The sequence below is a fragment of the Cupriavidus sp. 2TAF22 genome, from assembly GCF_052115045.1.
In the GTDB taxonomy this organism is placed as follows: domain Bacteria; phylum Pseudomonadota; class Gammaproteobacteria; order Burkholderiales; family Burkholderiaceae; genus Cupriavidus.
In genome coordinates this window covers 41,048-58,793 of the sequence record NZ_JBFRFX010000020.1, presented here as the reverse complement: position 1 = coordinate 58,793, position 17,746 = coordinate 41,048, and the positions used below count along the sequence as shown (strand labels likewise).

Here is a 17,746-nt window from a genome sequence, read left to right as displayed (position 1 = left end):
CAAGAAGTGCGCAATCTTGCCGGCGGAGGAACCTGGGTGCCGGGCAGCATCGGCGCGCCTTCCCGGCCGTTAATTGCGACCCCGGAAACAACAAAGGCCGGGTTCTCACCCGGCCTCGTCACCAATCACCCGATTCAGCTAACGCCCTGCCTGCTCCGGCAAACGCCCGGCAGTTCCGCAGCGCTGGCTGCCCTCGCCGTCAGGCGCGCAGCGAATCCGCAAGCGTCTGCGCTGCCCGCTCCGCGGTCTCGACCTGCTCGGCCTCGACCATCACGCGCACCACCGGCTCGGTTCCCGAAGCACGGATCAGCACGCGGCCCTTGCCCTCGAGCTGGGGCTCGATGGCGGCGCGCGCGGCGCTCAGGCCGGCGTGGGACTGCCAGTCGAAGCCCTTCTCCACGCGCACATTGATCAGCGTCTGCGGGAACAGCGAAACGCCCTCCAGCAACTGCGCCAGGGTCTTGCCGCTGCGGCGCAGCGCTGCGAGCACCTGCAGGGCGGAGACGATGCCGTCRCCGGTGGTGTGCCGGTCCAGGCACAGCAGGTGGCCGGAGCCTTCGCCGCCCAGCACCCACTTGCGCTTGTTCAGCTCTTCCAGCACGTAGCGGTCGCCCACCTTGGCCCGCACGAACTCCACCCCCTGGCGCTTGAGGGCCAGTTCGACCGCCATATTGGTCATGAGCGTGCCGACCGCGCCTTCCACCTTCTGGCCGGCTCGCAGGCGGTCCTGCACCATCAGATAGAGCAGTTCGTCCCCGTTGAACAGTCGGCCGTCGCGGTCCACCACCTGCAGGCGGTCGGCATCGCCGTCGAAGGCCAGGCCAAGATCCGCGCCGTTGGCCTTGACCGCCTCGATCAGCTTCTGGGGGGCGGTAGCGCCGTAGCCGGCATTGATGTTGCGCCCGTCGGGCTGGTTGCCGATCGAGACCACGTCCGCGCCCAGTTCATGGAAGACGTGCGGCGCGATGTGGTAGGCGGCGCCATGGGCACAATCCACCACCAGCTTGAGCTTGTGCAGGTCCTGCTCGTAGGGGAACGTGCTCTTGCAGAACTCGATATAGCGGCCGGCGGCATCCTCGATGCGGCGGGCGCGGCCGAGGTCGTCGGAGCGCACGCACACCATCGGCTCTTCCAGCGCATCCTCGATGGCCTGCTCCACCGCATCGGGCAGCTTGTCGCCATCGGCGGAGAAGAACTTGATGCCGTTGTCGTAGTAGGGATTGTGGCTGGCCGAGATCACCACGCCGGCCGACAGGCGCAGCGCGCGCGTCAGATAGGCCACGCCAGGCGTGGGCAGCGGGCCGGTCAGCAGCACGTTGACCCCGGCCGAGGTAAAGCCGGCTTCCAGCGCCGCTTCCAGCATATAGCCGGAAATGCGCGTGTCCTTGCCGATCAGGACGGTCGGACGGCTCTGCTCCTGCTGCCGGGCCCCGTGGGCCAGCACCATGCCGGCCGCATAGCCCAGGCGCATCACGAAATCGGGCGTGATGGGCGCCTCGCCGACCCTGCCGCGCACGCCGTCCGTGCCGAAATACTTGCGTGTCATAAGCTCTTTCTCCCGTTGTTCTGTCTTGCGATGCCGACTTGTACTAGCTGGCATCCGCGCAAAGCGATTCATGCCGGATCGCCCACCATGTCTTGAGGGCGTCGACGGTTTGCTCCACATCGTGCACGCGCACGATATATGCACCGCGCTCCACCGCACAGACCGCCGCGGCCAGGCTGGCGGCGACACGCTGCTGCGGCGGCCGGCCGCCCAGGATGGCGCCCAGCGTCGACTTGCGCGACAAGCCTACCAGCAACGGCAGCCCCTCTACCGCCACTTGCCGCAGCCGGCCCAGCAACTGCAGATTATGATCCGGCGTCTTGCCGAAGCCAAAGCCCGGATCGAGGGTGATACGGGCGTCGTCGACGCCGGCGGCGCGCAGCGCGCCCACCCGCTCGCCCAGGAAATCCGTCACCTCGCGGACCACGTCGTCGTAGCGGGGCTGTTCCTGCATGGTCTGCGGGTCGCGTTGCATATGCATGACACACAGCCCGGCCTGCCCGGCCGCCGCTTCGCTGACGGCCTCGAGCGCGCCCGGCATGCGAAAGCCCCAGATATCGTTGATCAGGTCCGCGCCCGCGGCCAGCGCGGCACGCATGACTTCAGGCTTGTAGGTGTCGATCGACAAAGGCCGGCCGCAATCGCGCAGCGCCTCCACCATCGGCAGCACGCGCTCGAGCTCCTGGTCCAGCGGCAATGCAGCCGAGCCGGGCCGGCTTGATTCGCCGCCGATATCGATGATGTCCACGCCCTCGGCGATCATGCGCTCGGCATGGCGCAGCGCCGCGTCGCGCCCGGCATGCTGGCCGCCATCGGAGAACGAGTCGGGCGTGACGTTGAGGATGCCCATTACCAGCGGGCGACGGTCGAGCGCGAAGCGGTAGCGCCCGCACTGGAAATACGAATCAGCGGAGATCGACGACAAGATAGGAAAACCAGGAAACACCAGGGAAGCGGGACCAGCCGCGGCATCGCCGCAGCAATGAAAAAGCCGGCGCACAGGGCGCCGGCTTCAGGCTCGGTAGGCAGCAGGGCAAAAGACCGCGCCCGTTGCTGGCGAGCCGGCCGTTCAGGCCGTGGCAGGCGTGGTGGCAGGAGCCACCGGCGAACCGCCCGACGGGGTGTTACCACCACCGTTCTGGCCGGACGCACCGCGCGGCGGGCGCGGCGGCTTGCCCGCCATGATGTCGTTGACCTGGTCGGCGTCGATGGTTTCCCACTCCATCAGCGCGGTCGTCATGGCTTCGACCTTGTCGCGGTTCTCTTCGAGCAGGCGCTTGGCCAGCGCGTACTGGTCATCGACGATGCGGCGGATCTCCGAATCGACCTTCTGCTGCGTGGCTTCCGACACGGTCTTCGAGGACATCTTGCCGAACATGCCGTCCTGCTCGGTATCCACGTAGACCATCGTGCCCAGCGTATCGCTCATGCCGAAGCGGGTGACCATGTCGCGCGCGGTCTTGGTGGCGCGCTCGAAGTCGTTGGAAGCACCGGTGCTCATGGCGTTGAGGAAAACCTCTTCCGCCGCGCGGCCGCCAAACAGGATGGCGATCTCGTCGAGCATGTTGTCCTTGTACTTCGAGTACTTGTCATGCTCCGGCAGCTGCCAGGTCACGCCCAGCGCCCAGCCGCGCGGCATGATGGTGACCTTGTGCACCGGATCCGCCTTGGGCAGCAGCTTCGCCACCACCGCATGGCCAGACTCGTGGTACGCCGTCGCGCGACGTTCTTCCTCGCGCATGACCGTGGACTTGCGCTCCGGACCCATGTAGATCTTGTCCTTGGCGTCCTCGAAGTCCTGCATGTCGACCACGCGCTTGCTGCGGCGTGCGGCAAACAGCGCGGCCTCGTTGACCAGGTTGGCCAGGTCGGCGCCCGAGAAGCCCGGCGTGCCGCGCGCGATCACCGACGCGTCGACGTCGTTGCCGATCGGCACCTTGCGCATATGGACCTTGAGGATCTGCTCGCGGCCGCGGATGTCCGGCAGGCCAACGTAGACCTGGCGGTCGAAACGGCCCGGACGCAGCAGCGCCTTGTCCAGCACGTCGGAACGGTTGGTCGCGGCGATCACGATCACGCCGGAGTTGGCCTCGAAGCCGTCCATCTCGACCAGCATCTGGTTGAGAGTCTGCTCGCGCTCGTCGTTGCCGCCGCCCATGCCGGCGCCGCGATGACGGCCGACCGCGTCGATTTCATCGATGAACACGATGCAGGGTGCCTGCTTCTTGGCGTTCTCGAACATGTCGCGCACGCGGGCCGCGCCCACGCCGACGAACATTTCAACGAAGTCCGAACCGGAGATGCTGAAGAACGGCACCTTGGCCTCGCCGGCGATGGCGCGCGCCAGCAGCGTCTTGCCGGTGCCCGGAGGGCCGACCAGCAGCACGCCGCGCGGGATGCGCCCGCCCAGCTTCTGGAATTTCTGGGGATCCTTGAGGAAGTCCACCAGCTCGACCACTTCTTCCTTGGATTCGTCGCAGCCGGCGACGTCCTGGAAAGTGACCGCGTTCTGGTTTTCGTCGATCAGGCGCGCACGCGATTTGCCGAAGGAGAAGGCGCCGCCTTTGCCGCCGCCCTGCATCTGCCGCATCATGTAGAACCAGAACACGATGATCAGCAGGGTCGGCCCGAGGTAGTACAGGGCCTGCACCAGCACGTTGGGTTCGTCGTCGGCCTTGCCGGTCACCTGGACACCGTACTTCATCAGGTCGCCGACCATCCAGATGTCGCCCGGCGAGATGATGGTGTACTTCTGCCCTTCCTTGGGCGTGACCACCAGATTACGGCCTTGCACGTCGACGCGGCCCACCTTGCCGTTCTTGGCATCATCCATGAACTGCGAATAGGTGACGCCTTCCTGCGCGCGGGGCTTGTCGAACTGCTTGAAGACGGTAAACAACACCAGCGCGATCACGAGCCAGATTGCCGCCTTTTGAAACAGGTTGTTATTCAAGGCCAAACTCCTTTACGAACGCCTTGCCAACGGGATAGCTGCATTGTAATGCAGCGCCCGGTGTCGGGGGAAAAAGCAAACTCATCGAAGCGATAGGCCCGCTTTACGGGCCCGCCCCACCTTCCCGCCTCATTCCGCCGACTTGAGGTAACGCCCAAGTATGAAGGTCTCGGAAGACTTGTCGCGCGACGCCTTGGGCTTGCGTTTGGCGACCACCTTGAACTGGCGCTTGAACTTCTCCACGATCTGGCTATACCCGCTGCCATGGAAACACTTTACCAGCAATGAGCCTTCGGGCTTCAAATGGGCCTGGGCAAATTCCAGCGCGAGCTCGCACAGGTACTCGATGCGCGCGGCATCCGCGAAGGCCACACCCGACAGATTGGGGGCCATATCGGACAAAACAAGGTCGATTTTCGCCCCGCCGGAGGCTGCCAGCACGATTTCTTCCAATTGTCGGAAGACCGGCTCTTCGCGGAAGTCGCCCTGGATGAAAGTGACGTCGGCGACCGCCTCCATCGGCAGGATATCGATTGCCACCACGGCGCCGTCGATGCCGCCGTCCTTGACGCGCGGCGAGGCCGCCAGCTTGTTGCGCGCGTACTGGCTCCAGCTGCCCGGCGCGGCGCCGAGGTCGACGATGACCTGGCCGGGCCGGATCAGCTTGTCCTGCTCGTCGATCTCCTTGAGCTTGTACGCTGCGCGGGCACGGTAGCCCTCGCGCTGCGCCATCTTCACGTAGGGATCGTTGATATGGTCGTGCAGCCACGACTGGTTGAATTTGTTCTTGGCCATTTGCCTGAAACTTGCCTGAGACTTGCGTAAAGCGCCTGTAGCGCATGACGCCTGATCGGAAAAGCTTGCCAGCGGCCGGTCAACCCGGTGCCCGACAGGCGTTTTTCACTCGTTTTGATGATTTTGCAGCCCGACCGCGCCAGTTTGACGGATAATACGCGCCGATTCGCTTTTTCGGCACTTCGGTGCCCTGCTTTGCGCACCTGGCTGCGCGCCCGTTTGCGCCAATTTGCGCCCTCGCCTGCGCTTTACTTATGCCCGCTCTTCAACTCATTCCAGCCCAGCGCTCCGAACTCCGCTCCCGCGCCCATGGCCTCAATCCGGTCGTGATGATCGGTGCGGACGGCCTGACGCGTGCCGTCCTGGCGGAAATCGACCGCAGCCTGGCCTCGCACGACCTGATCAAGATCCGCGTGTTCGGCGACGACCGCGAGAACCGCCTCGCCATCTACGAAGCCATTTGCGAGGATCTCGACGCGGCCCCGATCCAGCACATCGGCAAGCTGCTGGTGGTATGGCGCCCCGGCCCGGCCACCCTCAAGGAAAACCGCCCGCAGGAACTTGGCCGGCTGGCACCCCGCGGAGGCGCCGCGCCGCGCACCGTGACCGTCAGGAAGCCTAGCGCCGCACCCAATCGCCGCCCCAAGCGCTCGCAAGTGACGGTGCTGGGCAATGAACGCGTGACCGCCGGCGGCAACGTCAAGCGCGCTCGCGTGCGCCCGACCAGCCAGAAGAAGAAGGCGCTCGACTGAGCACCCGCCCGGCGCGCCCGCGCGCCGGTCCGGCAGCGGCGGGGCATTGCTGCCCGCCGCGGACCCAGGCCGCGGACCTGAACATTCCGCCCGCACCCCCTGCCCGCACCCCGTTTCCTCCAGCCTGGCCAGGTCTTGGCCCGGCCCCGGCCATGCCCGGGCTTATTCGCCCGCGGAGCGCGGCGCGGCCGCGCGCCACACCATGACCAGCGCAAGCAGGCTCTGCACCAGGTAGATCACGCTCGACACGCCATGCAGCATGCCGAACTGGCCTTTGTACGGCGATTCCGACACACCCACGCCGAGCGCGGATGCCTTGTCCTTCAGGTTTTCCATGAAAGGCTGGATGCCGAAATAGCCGGCGAGCACGCATAGCAGCATGCCCAGCACCAGCCAGCGCAGGCCACGGTAGCGGCCCGCGCCGCGGCGGATCATCAGGTTGCACAGCGCCAGCTGCAGCACCCCCACCACCACACCCAGAATGGCCTCGGTCCTGAACAGCTGGCCGGCGATCAGGCCGGCGGTTTCGCGGCTGGGCAGCACCGAAAACAGCGTCGGGGCCACCATGTAGCCCACGGTCCACAGGCTGCCGGCCCACACCACGGTGAGCAGGAGGAAAATCCGGTGCGGCAGCGGCGGCAGGCTGGAATAGGAGGAAGAGAACACGAAGCCTCGTTCAGTCGTTCAGATATAGCGAACCGTGATGACTTCGTACTCGCGCTCGCCGCCAGGGGCCAGCACGATCGCCACGTCGCCTTCGAACTTGCCGATCAGGGCGCGCGCGATGGGCGAGCTGACCGAGATCTTGCCACTGTCGAGGTCGGCCTCGTCGTCGCCGACGATCTGGTAGCTCACCGGCTTGCCGGACTCCAGGTCTTCGAGGTCCACAGTGGCGCCGAACACGATGCGGCCGTCGGTGTCGAGCTGGGTCGGGTCGATGACCTGGGCAGCCGACAGCTTGGACTCCACTTCCAGGATGCGGCCTTCGATAAAGGCCTGCTTTTCCTTGGCGGCGTCGTATTCCGCGTTCTCCGAGAGGTCGCCTTGCGCACGCGCTTCGGAAATGGCGTTGATCACGGCGGGACGCTCGACCGCCTTCAGGCGCTGCAGCTCCTCTTTCAGCAATTCAGCGCCACGCTTGGTAATCGGAATCGTGCTCATGTCTTTCGTTCTGCAAAAAAATGAGCCGCAGCGGAGCGGGAACCATGCCCCGGCCATATGCCCGGGCACTTCCGCTCAACCGCGGCTTTTCAGGTTGTTCTCAGAGTGGTTCGTCGGTCTGACCGACCAGATTGCCGTAGTTTAGGCCAAGACGGCCGCCCGCAGCAACTGCGGGCGGCCAGGCAGCCGGGCAACCGGAAGGGCCGGAAGGCCCGACGATCAGGCCAGCGAGGCGTGCAGGCCTTGCAGGTCATAGACCTCCAGGCGCTGCATGTGCTTGAGACCCTCCACCGCGGCGCGCGCGCCGGCCATGGTGGTGTAGTACGGCACCCGGTTGGCCAGGGCCGAGATACGGATCGAGCGCGAGTCGGCGATGGCGGTGCGGGTTTCGTCCACGGTGGTGAACACCAGCGCCAGTTCGCCGTTCTTGATCATGTCGACGATGTGCGGACGACCGTCCTTCACCTTGTTGACCACGCGCACCGGAATGCCGGCCGCTTCGATCGCCGAGGCGGTGCCGCGCGTGGCCACCAGGGGGTAGCCCATGTCGTGCAGCATGCGCGCCACGCTCACGGCGTGCGGCTTGTCGCTGTCCTTCACGGTCAGCAGCACGGTGCCCTTCTCCGGCAGGCGCGAACCGGCGGCGAGCTGGCTCTTGAAGAGCGCCTCGCCGAAGGTCTTGCCCACGCCCATCACTTCGCCGGTGGAACGCATCTCGGGTCCGAGCACCGGGTCCACGCCGGGGAACTTGTTGAACGGGAACACCGCTTCCTTGACGCTGAAGTACGGCGGCACCACTTCATCATGGATACCCTGCGAGTCCAGCGACTGGCCGGCCATGCAGCGCGCGGCGATCTTCGCCAGCGACAGGCCGGTGGCCTTGGACACGTACGGCACCGTGCGCGAGGCACGCGGATTCACTTCCAGCACGTAGACCACGTCTTCGCCGTTGGTCTGCTGGATGGCGAACTGCACGTTCATCAGGCCGATCACGTTGAGGGCCTTCGCCATCGCGGCGGTCTGGCGCTTGAGCTCGTCCACGGTGGCCTGGGCCAGCGAGTACGGCGGCAGCGAGCAGGCCGAATCGCCCGAGTGCACGCCGGCCTGCTCGATGTGTTCCATCACGCCGCCGATGAACACGCGCTGGCCGTCGCTCAGGGCGTCGACGTCGCACTCGATGGCGTCGTTGAGGAAGCGGTCCAGCAGCACCGGGGAGTCGTGCGAGACCTTGACGGCCTCGCGCATGTAGCGCTCGAGGTCGCGCGGCTCATGCACGATTTCCATGGCGCGGCCGCCCAGCACGTAGGACGGGCGCACCACCAGCGGGTAGCCGATTTCCTCGGCCAGGCGCAGCGCTTCGTCCTCGGCACGCGCGGTGCGGTTGGGCGGCTGGCGCAGGCCGAGTGCCTGCAGCAGCTTCTGGAAGCGCTCGCGGTCTTCGGCCGCGTCGATCATGTCGGGGCTGGTGCCGATGATGGGCACGCCGTTGGCTTCCAGGTCCAGCGCCAGCTTCAGCGGGGTCTGGCCGCCGTACTGCACGATCACGCCGACCGGCTTTTCCTTGTCGACGACTTCCAGCACGTCTTCCAGCGTCAGCGGCTCGAAGTACAGGCGGTCCGAGGTGTCGTAGTCGGTCGACACGGTTTCCGGGTTGCAGTTGACCATGATGGTCTCGTACCCGTCTTCGCGCAGCGCCAGCGCGGCGTGCACGCAGCAGTAGTCGAACTCGATGCCCTGGCCGATCCGGTTCGGGCCGCCACCCAGCACCATGATCTTCTTGTTGTTGGTCGGCTGCGCCTCGCACTCGCCATGCTCGGCCTCGTAGGTGCCGTACATGTATGCGGTGTTGGTGGCGAACTCGGCCGCGCAGGTATCCACGCGCTTGTAGACCGGGCGCACGCCGGCGGCGTGGCGCGCGGCGCGCACTTCGGCCGGCTTGGCGCCGAGCAGCTTGGCCAGGCGGCGATCGGAGAAGCCCTTCTGCTTCAGGTGGCGCAACTCGACCGCCGACAGGCTATCGAGCTTGCGCGCCTTGACCAGGGTCTCGGTCCTGACGATGTCTTCGATCTGGGCCAGGAACCACGGGTCGATGGAGGTCTCGGCGTGCACTTCTTCCAGCGACATGCCGATGCGGAAGGCGTCGCCCACGTACCAGATGCGGTCCGGGCCGGCCTCGCCGATTTCCTCGACGATCTCGTCGCGGTCGGTGGACTTGTCGTCCAGGCCGTCCACGCCCACTTCCAGGCCGCGCAGCGCCTTCTGGAACGATTCCTGGAAGGTGCGGCCCATGGCCATCACCTCGCCCACCGACTTCATCTGCGTGGTGAGGTGGCTGTCGGCCTGAGGGAATTTCTCGAAGGCGAAACGCGGCACCTTGGTGACCACGTAGTCGATCGACGGCTCGAACGACGCCGGGGTCTGGCCGCCGGTGATCTCGTTCTTCAGCTCGTCCAGCGTGTAGCCCACCGCCAGCTTGGCGGCGACCTTGGCGATCGGGAAGCCGGTGGCCTTGGAGGCCAGCGCCGACGAACGCGACACGCGCGGGTTCATCTCGATCACGATCATGCGGCCGTCGGCCGGGTTGATCGAGAACTGCACGTTGGAGCCGCCGGTGTCCACGCCGATCTCGCGCAGCACGGCCAGCGAGGCGTTGCGCAGGATCTGGTATTCCTTGTCGGTCAGGGTCTGCGCCGGGGCCACGGTGATCGAGTCGCCGGTGTGGATGCCCATCGGGTCCAGGTTCTCGATCGAGCAGATGATGATGCAGTTGTCCGCCTTGTCGCGGACCACTTCCATCTCATACTCTTTCCAGCCCAGCAGCGATTCTTCGATCAGCAGCTCGCGGGTCGGCGAGAGATCCAGGCCGCGCTTGCAGATTTCCTCGAACTCTTCGCGGTTGTAGGCGATGCCGCCGCCGGAGCCGCCCAGCGTGAACGACGGGCGGATCACGATCGGGTAGCCGCCGGTGTCGGTTTCCTTGGCAATCTGCGACTGCACCGCCAGCGCTTCTTCCATCGAGTGGGCGATGCCGGACTTGGCCGAGCCCAGCCCGATCTTGGTCATCGCTTCCTTGAACTTCTGGCGGTCCTCGGCCTTGTCGATGGCTTCGGGCGACGCGCCGATCAGTTCCACCTTGTACTTGTCCAGCACGCCGTGGCGATGCAGGTCCAGCGCGCAGTTCAGCGCGGTCTGGCCGCCCATGGTCGGCAGGATGGCGTCCGGGCGTTCTTTCTCGATGATGCGCTCGACCACTTCCCAGGTAATCGGCTCGATGTAGGTCACGTCGGCCGTATTCGGGTCGGTCATGATCGTGGCCGGATTGGAGTTGACCAGGATGACCTTGAAGCCTTCCTCGCGCAGCGCCTTGCAGGCCTGGGCGCCGGAATAGTCGAACTCGCACGCCTGCCCGATGATGATGGGGCCGGCGCCGATGATCAGGATGCTCTTAATGTCTGTGCGCTTTGGCATTGCACGCTCTCTTTGTTGGCCGGCCCGCGCATTCGCGCGCACCGCACCGGATATCAGGATTCGAATCAGTTCAGGGTGGCTGTCGCCAGCTTGGCGCCGAAGCCGATGAACATGGCGCCCACGCCGCTGGCCATGCCGGCCGACAAGCGCCGGCGCCGGCGGAACATCTCGGCCAGCCTGGCGCCCGCAAGGATGAGCGCGGTGAGGTAGGCGAAGCTGAACACCTGGCAAACCAGCCCCAGCACGGCGAACGACAGCGCCGGCTGGCCGAACTGCGGATCGACGAACTGGATGAAGAAGGAGATGAAGAACAGGATGGCCTTGGGGTTGAGCAGGCTCACCACCAAGGCCTTGCGGAACGGGCTGGCGACACGGTCGGCCGGCGCGGCTGCGGGCACCCCTGCCACGCTACCGCGCGCCGACCAGCTGCGCAGCGCGCCGCGCAGCATCTGGAAGCCGATCCAGCCCAGGTAGGCCGCGCCGACATACTTCACCGCGTAGAACAAGGCCGGGCTGGCCTTCAGCAGCGAGGCCACGCCCGCCGCCGACAGCACCATCAGGATGGCATCGCCCAGGAATACGCCACAGGCGCCCTTGTAGCCTTCGCGCACGCCGCGCTGGGCGGCGATCGACAGCACGTACATCGAATTCGGCCCCGGCAGCAGCACGATGAAGATCGTGCCGAGCACAAAGGTCCAGAAATCGGTGATGCCGAGCGTTGCGTGCATGAAGGCGTTCATGGGATCGTCCTGACTGTCTTCGTTTCTTCTTCGGGGCGCGGTGCGCTTACTTGCGTGCGTCCGCCATCATCTTGGTGAAGCGGTCGAACAGGTAAGCCACGTCGTTCGGACCGGGCGAGGCTTCCGGGTGGCCCTGGAAGCAGAAAGCCGGCTTGTCGGTCAGCGCGAAGCCCTGCAGCGAACCGTCGAACAGCGACACGTGCGTGGTGCGCACGTTGGCCGGCAGCGTGGCGGCGTCCACGGCAAAGCCGTGGTTCTGCGAAGTGATCACCACGCGGCCGTCGTCCAGGTCCTTGACCGGGTGGTTGGCGCCGTGGTGGCCGAACTTCATCTTGAGCGTCTTCGCGCCCACGGCCAGGGCCATGATCTGGTGGCCCAGGCAGATGCCGAAGGTGGGGATGCCGCGCGCGATGAACTCGCGCGTGGCGGCGACGGCGTAGTCGCACGGTTCCGGGTCGCCGGGGCCGTTGGACAGGAAGATGCCGTCCGGATTGAGCGCGAGGGCGTCCGCGGCGCTGGCCTGCGCCGGCAGCACGGTCACCTTGCAGCCGCGCTGGGCCAGCATGCGCAGGATATTGAACTTGACGCCGTAGTCATAGGCGACCACGTGGAACTGCGGCTTGTCCTGCTTGCCGTAGCCTTCGCCGAGCTTCCACTCGGACTGGGTCCACTCGAACGGCTCCTTGACCGACACCACCTTGGCCAGGTCCATGCCGGCCAGGCCGGGGAACGAGCGGGCCAGGTCGATGGCTTTCTGCACATTGTCCTCGCCGGCCAGGATGCAGCCGTTCTGCGCGCCCTTCTCGCGCAGGATGCGGGTCAGCTTGCGGGTATCGATGCCGGCGATCGCGACGACCTTTTCCTGCTTCAGGTAGTGCGCGAGCGTGTGCTCCTTGCGGAAGCTGGAGGCCAGAATCGGCAGATCCTTGATGATCAGGCCGGCGGCATGGACTTTCGTTGCTTCGACATCCTCGGTATTGACGCCGTAATTGCCGATATGCGGATACGTCAGCGTGACGATTTGCCGCGAATAGCTCGGGTCGGTAAGGATTTCCTGGTAACCGGTGATGGCGGTGTTGAACACCACTTCGCCAATGGTATGACCGGAAGCGCCGATGGAATAGCCACGAAAGACCGTGCCGTCTGCAAGCGCGAGAATGGCGGACGGAAAAGACGGTAACACGGGTAGGCTCCTGCTGGATTCACCCCGTGACCGACCAGCTCAACGCCTCGTGCCCCGTTGTCCGGCGTGGTGGCAGGCATGGCGCTGGGCGCGATGCCTGCCACCCGGACCGTTCGCCAGGCGCTCGAAACGCCACACAGAATCATGCGGCGGAGCCAGGGCGAAATGGGGGCGGCGGAAGGTGGAATTCGGTAGGCGCTAGGGTGATGGGGTTCTGAAAGCGAAACTTTCGGATTATACCCCGCCGCACCCATTTTCTCAAGTTATCAAGGACTTGCGGGCGCATCGGGAGCTTTCGCCCGCCTTGCCCCGCCGCCCCGGGAGCCGCGCTGGTGGCCTTACGCGGCTGGAGGCACTACCGCCGTGACCTCTATTTCCACCTTGGCGCGGGACTCCACCAGGTCGGCCACTTCCACCGCCGTCATGGCCGGGAAATGACGTCCGATGGTGGCGCGATAATGCTCGCCGATGGCGCGATAGGCACTCACGTAGGCTTCCTTGTCCTTCACATACCAGGTCATGCGCACGATGTGATCGGGGCGCGCCCCGCCCTCGGCCAGCACCGCCACCACGTTGCGCAGGGCTTGCCCCACCTGCTCCGCGAAATCGTCGGTCTCGAACTCGCACTTGCCGTTCCAGCCGATCTGGCCGCCGACGAAGAGCAGGCGGCTGCCCACCTGCATTTCGGTCATCACGCCATTGGCGTAGCCGCGCGGCGGCGCCCAGTCTGGTGGTTGCAGAATCTTCATGATCGGTCATCCCGTTGCTTGTGTTTTTGATTTCCCTGACGGCGGCCCCGGCGGGGCGCAGCCATCAGCTTCCGGCTGCGTCGTGGGGCATGCCGGCCTGCATGCTGCCGGCCTCGCCCGGGGGCAGCACAAAGCGCTCCATCTGCGCGCGCACCGCCGGTGGCAGCGCGCGCGGCACCAGTTCGCCGGCATCGACGCAGACCAGCCGCTGCGCCACTTCCAGCCGCGTATCGCCATCGGGCCCGCAAAAGCGCACCAGCAGGGAGAAGCTGCTGCGCCCCAGATGCGTCACGCGCAATTCCCGGCGCAGCACTTCGTCGAGCCGGCTCGGCGCCACGAACCGGCACGACAGCGCGGCCGTGGGCACCCCCGCCTGCCCGGCGCCGTGCATCTCGCCGAAGGGCCAGCCCAGCGCCTCGCGGAACCAGTCCTCGACCAGGTCGTTGAGCATCTCGAAGTAGCGCGGGAAGAACACGATGCCCGCGGCATCGCAGTCCTTGAAGCGCACGCGGCGCAGGCTGGCGAAGACCTCGCTCACGGCTGCCTCCCGCCGCCCGCTCCTTGCTGCTCCGCCATCTGGCGCAGGCGGAAGCGCTGCAGCTTGCCGGTCTCGGTGCGCGGCAGCGCATCCACGAAGATCACGCGCCGCGGATACTTGTAAGGCGCGATCTCGGCCTTGACGTAGGCCTGCAGCGCGGCGCTGGTCGCCTCGCTGGCAGGCACGCCGGGGCGCAGCACCACATAGGCCGCGACCACCTGGCCGCGCTCGGCATCGGCCATGCCCACCACGCCGCACTCGGCCACCGCCTCGTGCCGCATCAGCGCGCTCTCCACTTCGGGGCCGGCAATGTTATAGCCTGCCGAGACGATCATGTCGTCGGAGCGCGCCTGGTAGTAGTAATAGCCATCGGCGTCGGCCATGAAGGTGTCGCCCGGCAGGTTCCAGCCGTCCCTCACATAGGCAGACTGGCGCGGGTCGTCCAGGTAGCGGCAGCCGGTGGGTCCGCGCACCGCCAGCTTGCCGACGGTGCCGGGCGGCACCGCCTGCATCGCATCGTCGACGATGCAGGCGATATAGCCCGGGACCACCTTGCCGATCGAGCCCGGCCGCACATCCGCGCCGGCGCTGGAGATGAAGATATGCATCATCTCCGTGCCGCCGATGCCGTCGGTCATCTCGATCCCGGTGGCCGCCTTCCAGCTCTGGCGCGTGGCGTCGGGCAGCGCCTCGCCGGCCGACACGCTCTTCTTCAGGCTGGAAATATCGTAGCCCGGCGCCAGCGCCGCCATCTGCCGGTAGAAGGTCGGCGCGGTGAAGACGATGGTGGCACGCCATGCCTGGATCAGTGCCAGCAGGCTGTCCGGCGCGAGGCGCTCGGCCAGCGCCGTGGACGCCCCCACCCGCAGCGGGAAGCACAGCATGCCTCCCAGGCCGAAGGTAAAGGCCAGCGGCGGCGTGCCGCAGAAAATGTCGTCGGGGCCGGGCTTGAGCACGTGGCGCGGAAACAGGTCGCACATGGCGATCACATCGCGGTGAAAGTGCACCGTGCCCTTGGGCTGGCCCGTGGTGCCGCTGGTGAAGGCGATCAGGCAGATGTCGTCGGCCGCGGTGTCGCAGGCCGCGTACGCATCCGGCTTGCCGGCCATGGCCGCTTCCACCGAGCCCGCGCCGCTGCCGTTGAAATACAGCACCTGCGCCAGGCTCGGGCAATGCTGCTCGGTTCCGGCGACCAGGTTGGCATCGAGCTCTTCGCGCAGCCGTTCGTCGCACAGCGCCGCGCTGACCTGGGCGCGGTCGATCACCTGCTTGAGTTCCTTGGCACGCAGCAGCGGCATGGTCGGCACGGCGATCAGGCCGGCCTTGACCACCGCCAGCCAGCATGCCGCCATCATCAGGTTGTTGGGCCCGCGCAGCAGCACGCGGTTGCCCGGCACCAGCTTCATGTCGCCGGTGAGCACGTGGGCGATGCGGTTCGACAGCGCGGCCAGATCCGCATAGGTGACGGCGCGCTGCGCGCCGTCCTGTTCGTAACGGATGGCCACGCGCTCCCCGCGCCCTTCGCGCACGTGGCGCTCGACCAGTTCCAGCGCGCAGTTCATGCGCCCGGGGTATTGCGTGTCCTCGTTGAACAGCAGTTCCGGCCACTGCGCCGGGGGCGGCAGCCGGTCGCGTGCAAAGGTATCGAGGTGGGCAGTGCTCGCCATGATTGTCTCCGCTTCCTTCATTCTGGTGATGCTGGTAAGGGTGGTGGTCCTGCTGCGCCGGCGCCGCCGGGCTAGCCGCGATGCTGCGCCAGCGTCTCGCGCGCGATGATCAGCTTCTGCACTTCGGTGGCGCCTTCGTAGATGCGCAGCGAGCGGATCTCGCGGTACAGGCTCTCCACGCGCGTGCCGACCTTGACGCCGAGCCCGCCGAACATCTGCACGGCGCGGTCGATCACCTGCTGCGCGTTCTCGGTGGCAACCATCTTGGCCATCGCCGCCTCGCGCGTGGTGCGCACGCCGGCCACGTCGCGCAGCCAGGCCGCGCGGTAGGTCAGCAGCGCCGCCGAGTCGATCGCGGTGGCCATGTCGCCGAGCGCGGCCTGCGTGAGCTGCAGGTCGGCCAGCACGCCGCCGAACATCGGGCGCGAGGTGGCGCGCGCCAGCGCTTCGTCCAGTGCGGCGCGGCCGAAGCCGAGCGACGCGGCGGCCACCGAGGCGCGGAAGATATCCAGCGTCATCATCGCCACCTTGAAGCCCTGCCCCGCTTCGCCCAGGCGCGCGCCGGCGGGCACGCGGCAGTTCTCGAAGCGCAGCGTGGCCAGCGGGTGCGGCGCCATCACGTCGATGCGCTCGGCGATGCTCAGCCCGGGCGTGCCGGCATCCACCACGAAGGCGGAGATGCCGCGCGCGCCGGGCGCCTCGCCGGTGCGCGCGAACACGCAGTAGAAATCGGCAATGCCGCCGTTGGAGATCCAGGTCTTGACGCCGTCGAGCACGTAGTCGTCGCCGTCGCGCACGGCGCGGCACTGCATGGCCGCCACGTCCGATCCCGCATCCGGCTCGGACAGCGCAAAGGCCGCGATCGCCTCGCCGCGCGCCACGCGCGGCAGGTAGCGCTCGCGCACGGCCTCGCTGCCGGCCAGCGAAATGGCGCCGCTGCCCAGGCCCTGCATGGCGAAGGCGAAGTCGGCCAGGCCATCGTGGCGCGCGAGCGTTTCGCGCAGCAGGCACAGCGAGCGCGAATCGAGCTTGTCGAGCGCGCCGCCGTAGGCGGCCGGCACGCAGTAGCGCAGCCAGCCGGCCGCGCCGAGCTGGCGCACCAGCGCGCGGCAGGCGGCATCGGTATCGCTGTGGTCGACGGCCAGCGAAGCCGTGGCCCAGGCGTCGAGGCGCTGCTCCAGTTCGCGGTGCGCGTCATCGAAGAACGGCAGGGCGAGATAACTCTTGTCGGACATGGCGTTGGCCTTCCTCTTTCTTGGGGTCTGCTTTGCGTGTGGTTTCAGTCGCCTTCGAACACCGGGCGCGTCTTGGCCACGAAGGCATCGTAGGCGCGGCGGAAGTCCCTGGTCTGCATGCAGATGGCCTGCGCCTCGGCCTCGGCCTCGATGGCTTCGTCCAGGCCCATATTCCATTCCTGGTGCAGCAGCTTCTTGGTCACGCCGTGGGCGAAGGTGGGGCCGGCGGCGATCTGCGCGGCCAGCGCCTGCGCGTCGGCCAGCAGCGTTTCCGGCGCATGCAGCACGTTGAAGAAGCCCCATTGCAGCCCCTCCTGGGCGTTCATGGCGCGGCCGGTGTAGAGCAGTTCGCTGGCGCGGCCCTGGCCGATCACGCGCGGCAGCAGCGAACACGCGCCCATGTCGGCGCCGGCCAGGCCCACCCGCACGAACAGGAAGGCGGTCTTGGCCTGCGCCGTGCCCAGCCGCATGTCGGAGGCCAGCGCCATCATCGCGCCGGCGCCGGCGCAAATGCCGTCGACGGCGCTGACGATCGGCTGCGGACAGGCGCGCATGGCCTTGATCAGGTCGCCGGTCATGCGCGTGAACTCCAGCAGCTCGGGCATGGTCATGCGCGTGAGCGGGCCGATGATCTCGTGCACATCGCCGCCCGAGCAGAAATTGCCGCCGGCGCCGGTGACCACCACGGACTTGATGTCGGTGGCGTAGCACAGGCCGCGGAACAGGTCGCGCAGCTCGGCGTAGGAATCGAAGGTCAGCGGGTTCTTGCGCTCCGGGCGGTTCAGCGTCACGGTGCCGACCTTGCCGTCGGCCGAGACCGACCACAGGAAATGTTTGGGCTGGTAGCCGGCGAAGCTGCGCTTGTGGTGGCGCATGTCCAGTGCGATTTCGCTCATCTCGTTTCTCGCTTGCAGGGATTCGTTGGATTGCGTTGTGTGCTTGCGTCTCGCCGCGCGGGG

The 17,746-nt window shown here is 66.8% G+C and carries 15 protein-coding genes; 1 reads left to right on the top strand and 14 read right to left on the bottom strand.

Annotation, left to right across the window (positions count from 1 at the left end; translation table 11 throughout):
- Positions 1-199: 199 nt before the first annotated feature.
- The 4 genes from glmM to AB4Z48_RS23225 all read right to left on the bottom strand — a co-directional run bounded on the left by glmM (position 200) and on the right by AB4Z48_RS23225 (position 5,294).
- A complete protein-coding gene (glmM, locus tag AB4Z48_RS23240) occupies positions 200-1,546 on the bottom strand; it encodes a phosphoglucosamine mutase (RefSeq protein WP_441618277.1) in 1,347 nt (448 codons plus the stop codon).
- A gap of 43 nt (positions 1,547-1,589) precedes the next feature.
- A complete protein-coding gene (gene folP, locus AB4Z48_RS23235; protein ID WP_441618393.1) occupies positions 1,590-2,396 on the bottom strand; it encodes a dihydropteroate synthase in 807 nt (268 codons plus the stop codon).
- Between the two features lie 219 nt (positions 2,397-2,615).
- Positions 2,616-4,499: an ATP-dependent zinc metalloprotease FtsH gene (gene ftsH, locus AB4Z48_RS23230; protein ID WP_441618276.1), complete on the bottom strand. Its 1,884-nt coding sequence runs from the start codon at positions 4,497-4,499 to the stop codon at positions 2,616-2,618.
- Between the two features lie 129 nt (positions 4,500-4,628).
- Positions 4,629-5,294 (bottom strand): RlmE family RNA methyltransferase, encoded by a 666-nt coding sequence (locus AB4Z48_RS23225; protein WP_441618274.1) that lies wholly within the window; start codon positions 5,292-5,294, stop codon positions 4,629-4,631.
- Positions 5,295-5,548: 254 nt separating this feature from the next.
- Between AB4Z48_RS23225 and AB4Z48_RS23220 the strand changes: the two genes are divergently transcribed.
- On the top strand, positions 5,549-6,046 hold the full coding sequence (locus AB4Z48_RS23220) for a YhbY family RNA-binding protein (RefSeq protein ID WP_441618272.1): 498 nt from the start codon (positions 5,549-5,551) through the stop codon (positions 6,044-6,046).
- A 162-nt stretch (positions 6,047-6,208) separates the two neighbouring features.
- Here the strand turns inward: AB4Z48_RS23220 and AB4Z48_RS23215 are convergent, their stop codons facing one another.
- From AB4Z48_RS23215 to AB4Z48_RS23170, 10 genes are all read right to left on the bottom strand, one after another.
- Positions 6,209-6,712, bottom strand: coding sequence for a DUF4149 domain-containing protein (locus tag AB4Z48_RS23215; RefSeq protein ID WP_441618270.1), 504 nt, complete (start codon positions 6,710-6,712; stop codon positions 6,209-6,211).
- Positions 6,713-6,730: 18 nt separating this feature from the next.
- Positions 6,731-7,207 (bottom strand): transcription elongation factor GreA, encoded by a 477-nt coding sequence (greA, locus tag AB4Z48_RS23210; protein WP_441618268.1) that lies wholly within the window; start codon positions 7,205-7,207, stop codon positions 6,731-6,733.
- Between the two features lie 219 nt (positions 7,208-7,426).
- Complete coding sequence (carB, locus tag AB4Z48_RS23205; RefSeq protein WP_441618266.1) at positions 7,427-10,675, bottom strand: carbamoyl-phosphate synthase large subunit; 3,249 nt, start codon at positions 10,673-10,675, stop codon at positions 7,427-7,429.
- 65 nt (positions 10,676-10,740) lie between these two features.
- Positions 10,741-11,415 carry a leucine efflux protein LeuE gene (leuE, locus tag AB4Z48_RS23200; protein WP_441618264.1) on the bottom strand — a complete coding sequence of 225 codons (675 nt, stop codon included), beginning with the start codon at positions 11,413-11,415 and terminating at the stop codon, positions 10,741-10,743.
- A gap of 46 nt (positions 11,416-11,461) precedes the next feature.
- Entirely contained in the window at positions 11,462-12,598 is a 1,137-nt protein-coding gene (gene carA, locus AB4Z48_RS23195) for a glutamine-hydrolyzing carbamoyl-phosphate synthase small subunit (protein WP_441618263.1), read from the bottom strand.
- 338 nt (positions 12,599-12,936) lie between these two features.
- Positions 12,937-13,347, bottom strand: coding sequence for a RidA family protein (locus AB4Z48_RS23190; protein ID WP_441618261.1), 411 nt, complete (start codon positions 13,345-13,347; stop codon positions 12,937-12,939).
- A gap of 64 nt (positions 13,348-13,411) precedes the next feature.
- On the bottom strand, positions 13,412-13,885 hold the full coding sequence (locus AB4Z48_RS23185; RefSeq protein WP_441618259.1) for an acyl-CoA thioesterase: 474 nt from the start codon (positions 13,883-13,885) through the stop codon (positions 13,412-13,414).
- Positions 13,882-15,552: an AMP-binding protein gene (locus AB4Z48_RS23180; protein ID WP_441618257.1), complete on the bottom strand. Its 1,671-nt coding sequence runs from the start codon at positions 15,550-15,552 to the stop codon at positions 13,882-13,884. Before AB4Z48_RS23180 ends, AB4Z48_RS23185 begins: the two co-directional genes overlap by 4 nt.
- Before the next feature lie 71 nt (positions 15,553-15,623).
- The gene (locus tag AB4Z48_RS23175; protein ID WP_441618255.1) at positions 15,624-16,787 is read right to left on the bottom strand and encodes an acyl-CoA dehydrogenase family protein; all 1,164 of its coding nucleotides are present in this window, start codon (positions 16,785-16,787) and stop codon (positions 15,624-15,626) included.
- Between the two features lie 44 nt (positions 16,788-16,831).
- A complete protein-coding gene (locus tag AB4Z48_RS23170) occupies positions 16,832-17,683 on the bottom strand; it encodes an enoyl-CoA hydratase family protein (RefSeq protein WP_441618253.1) in 852 nt (283 codons plus the stop codon).
- Between the last annotated feature and the right edge of the window lie 63 nt (positions 17,684-17,746).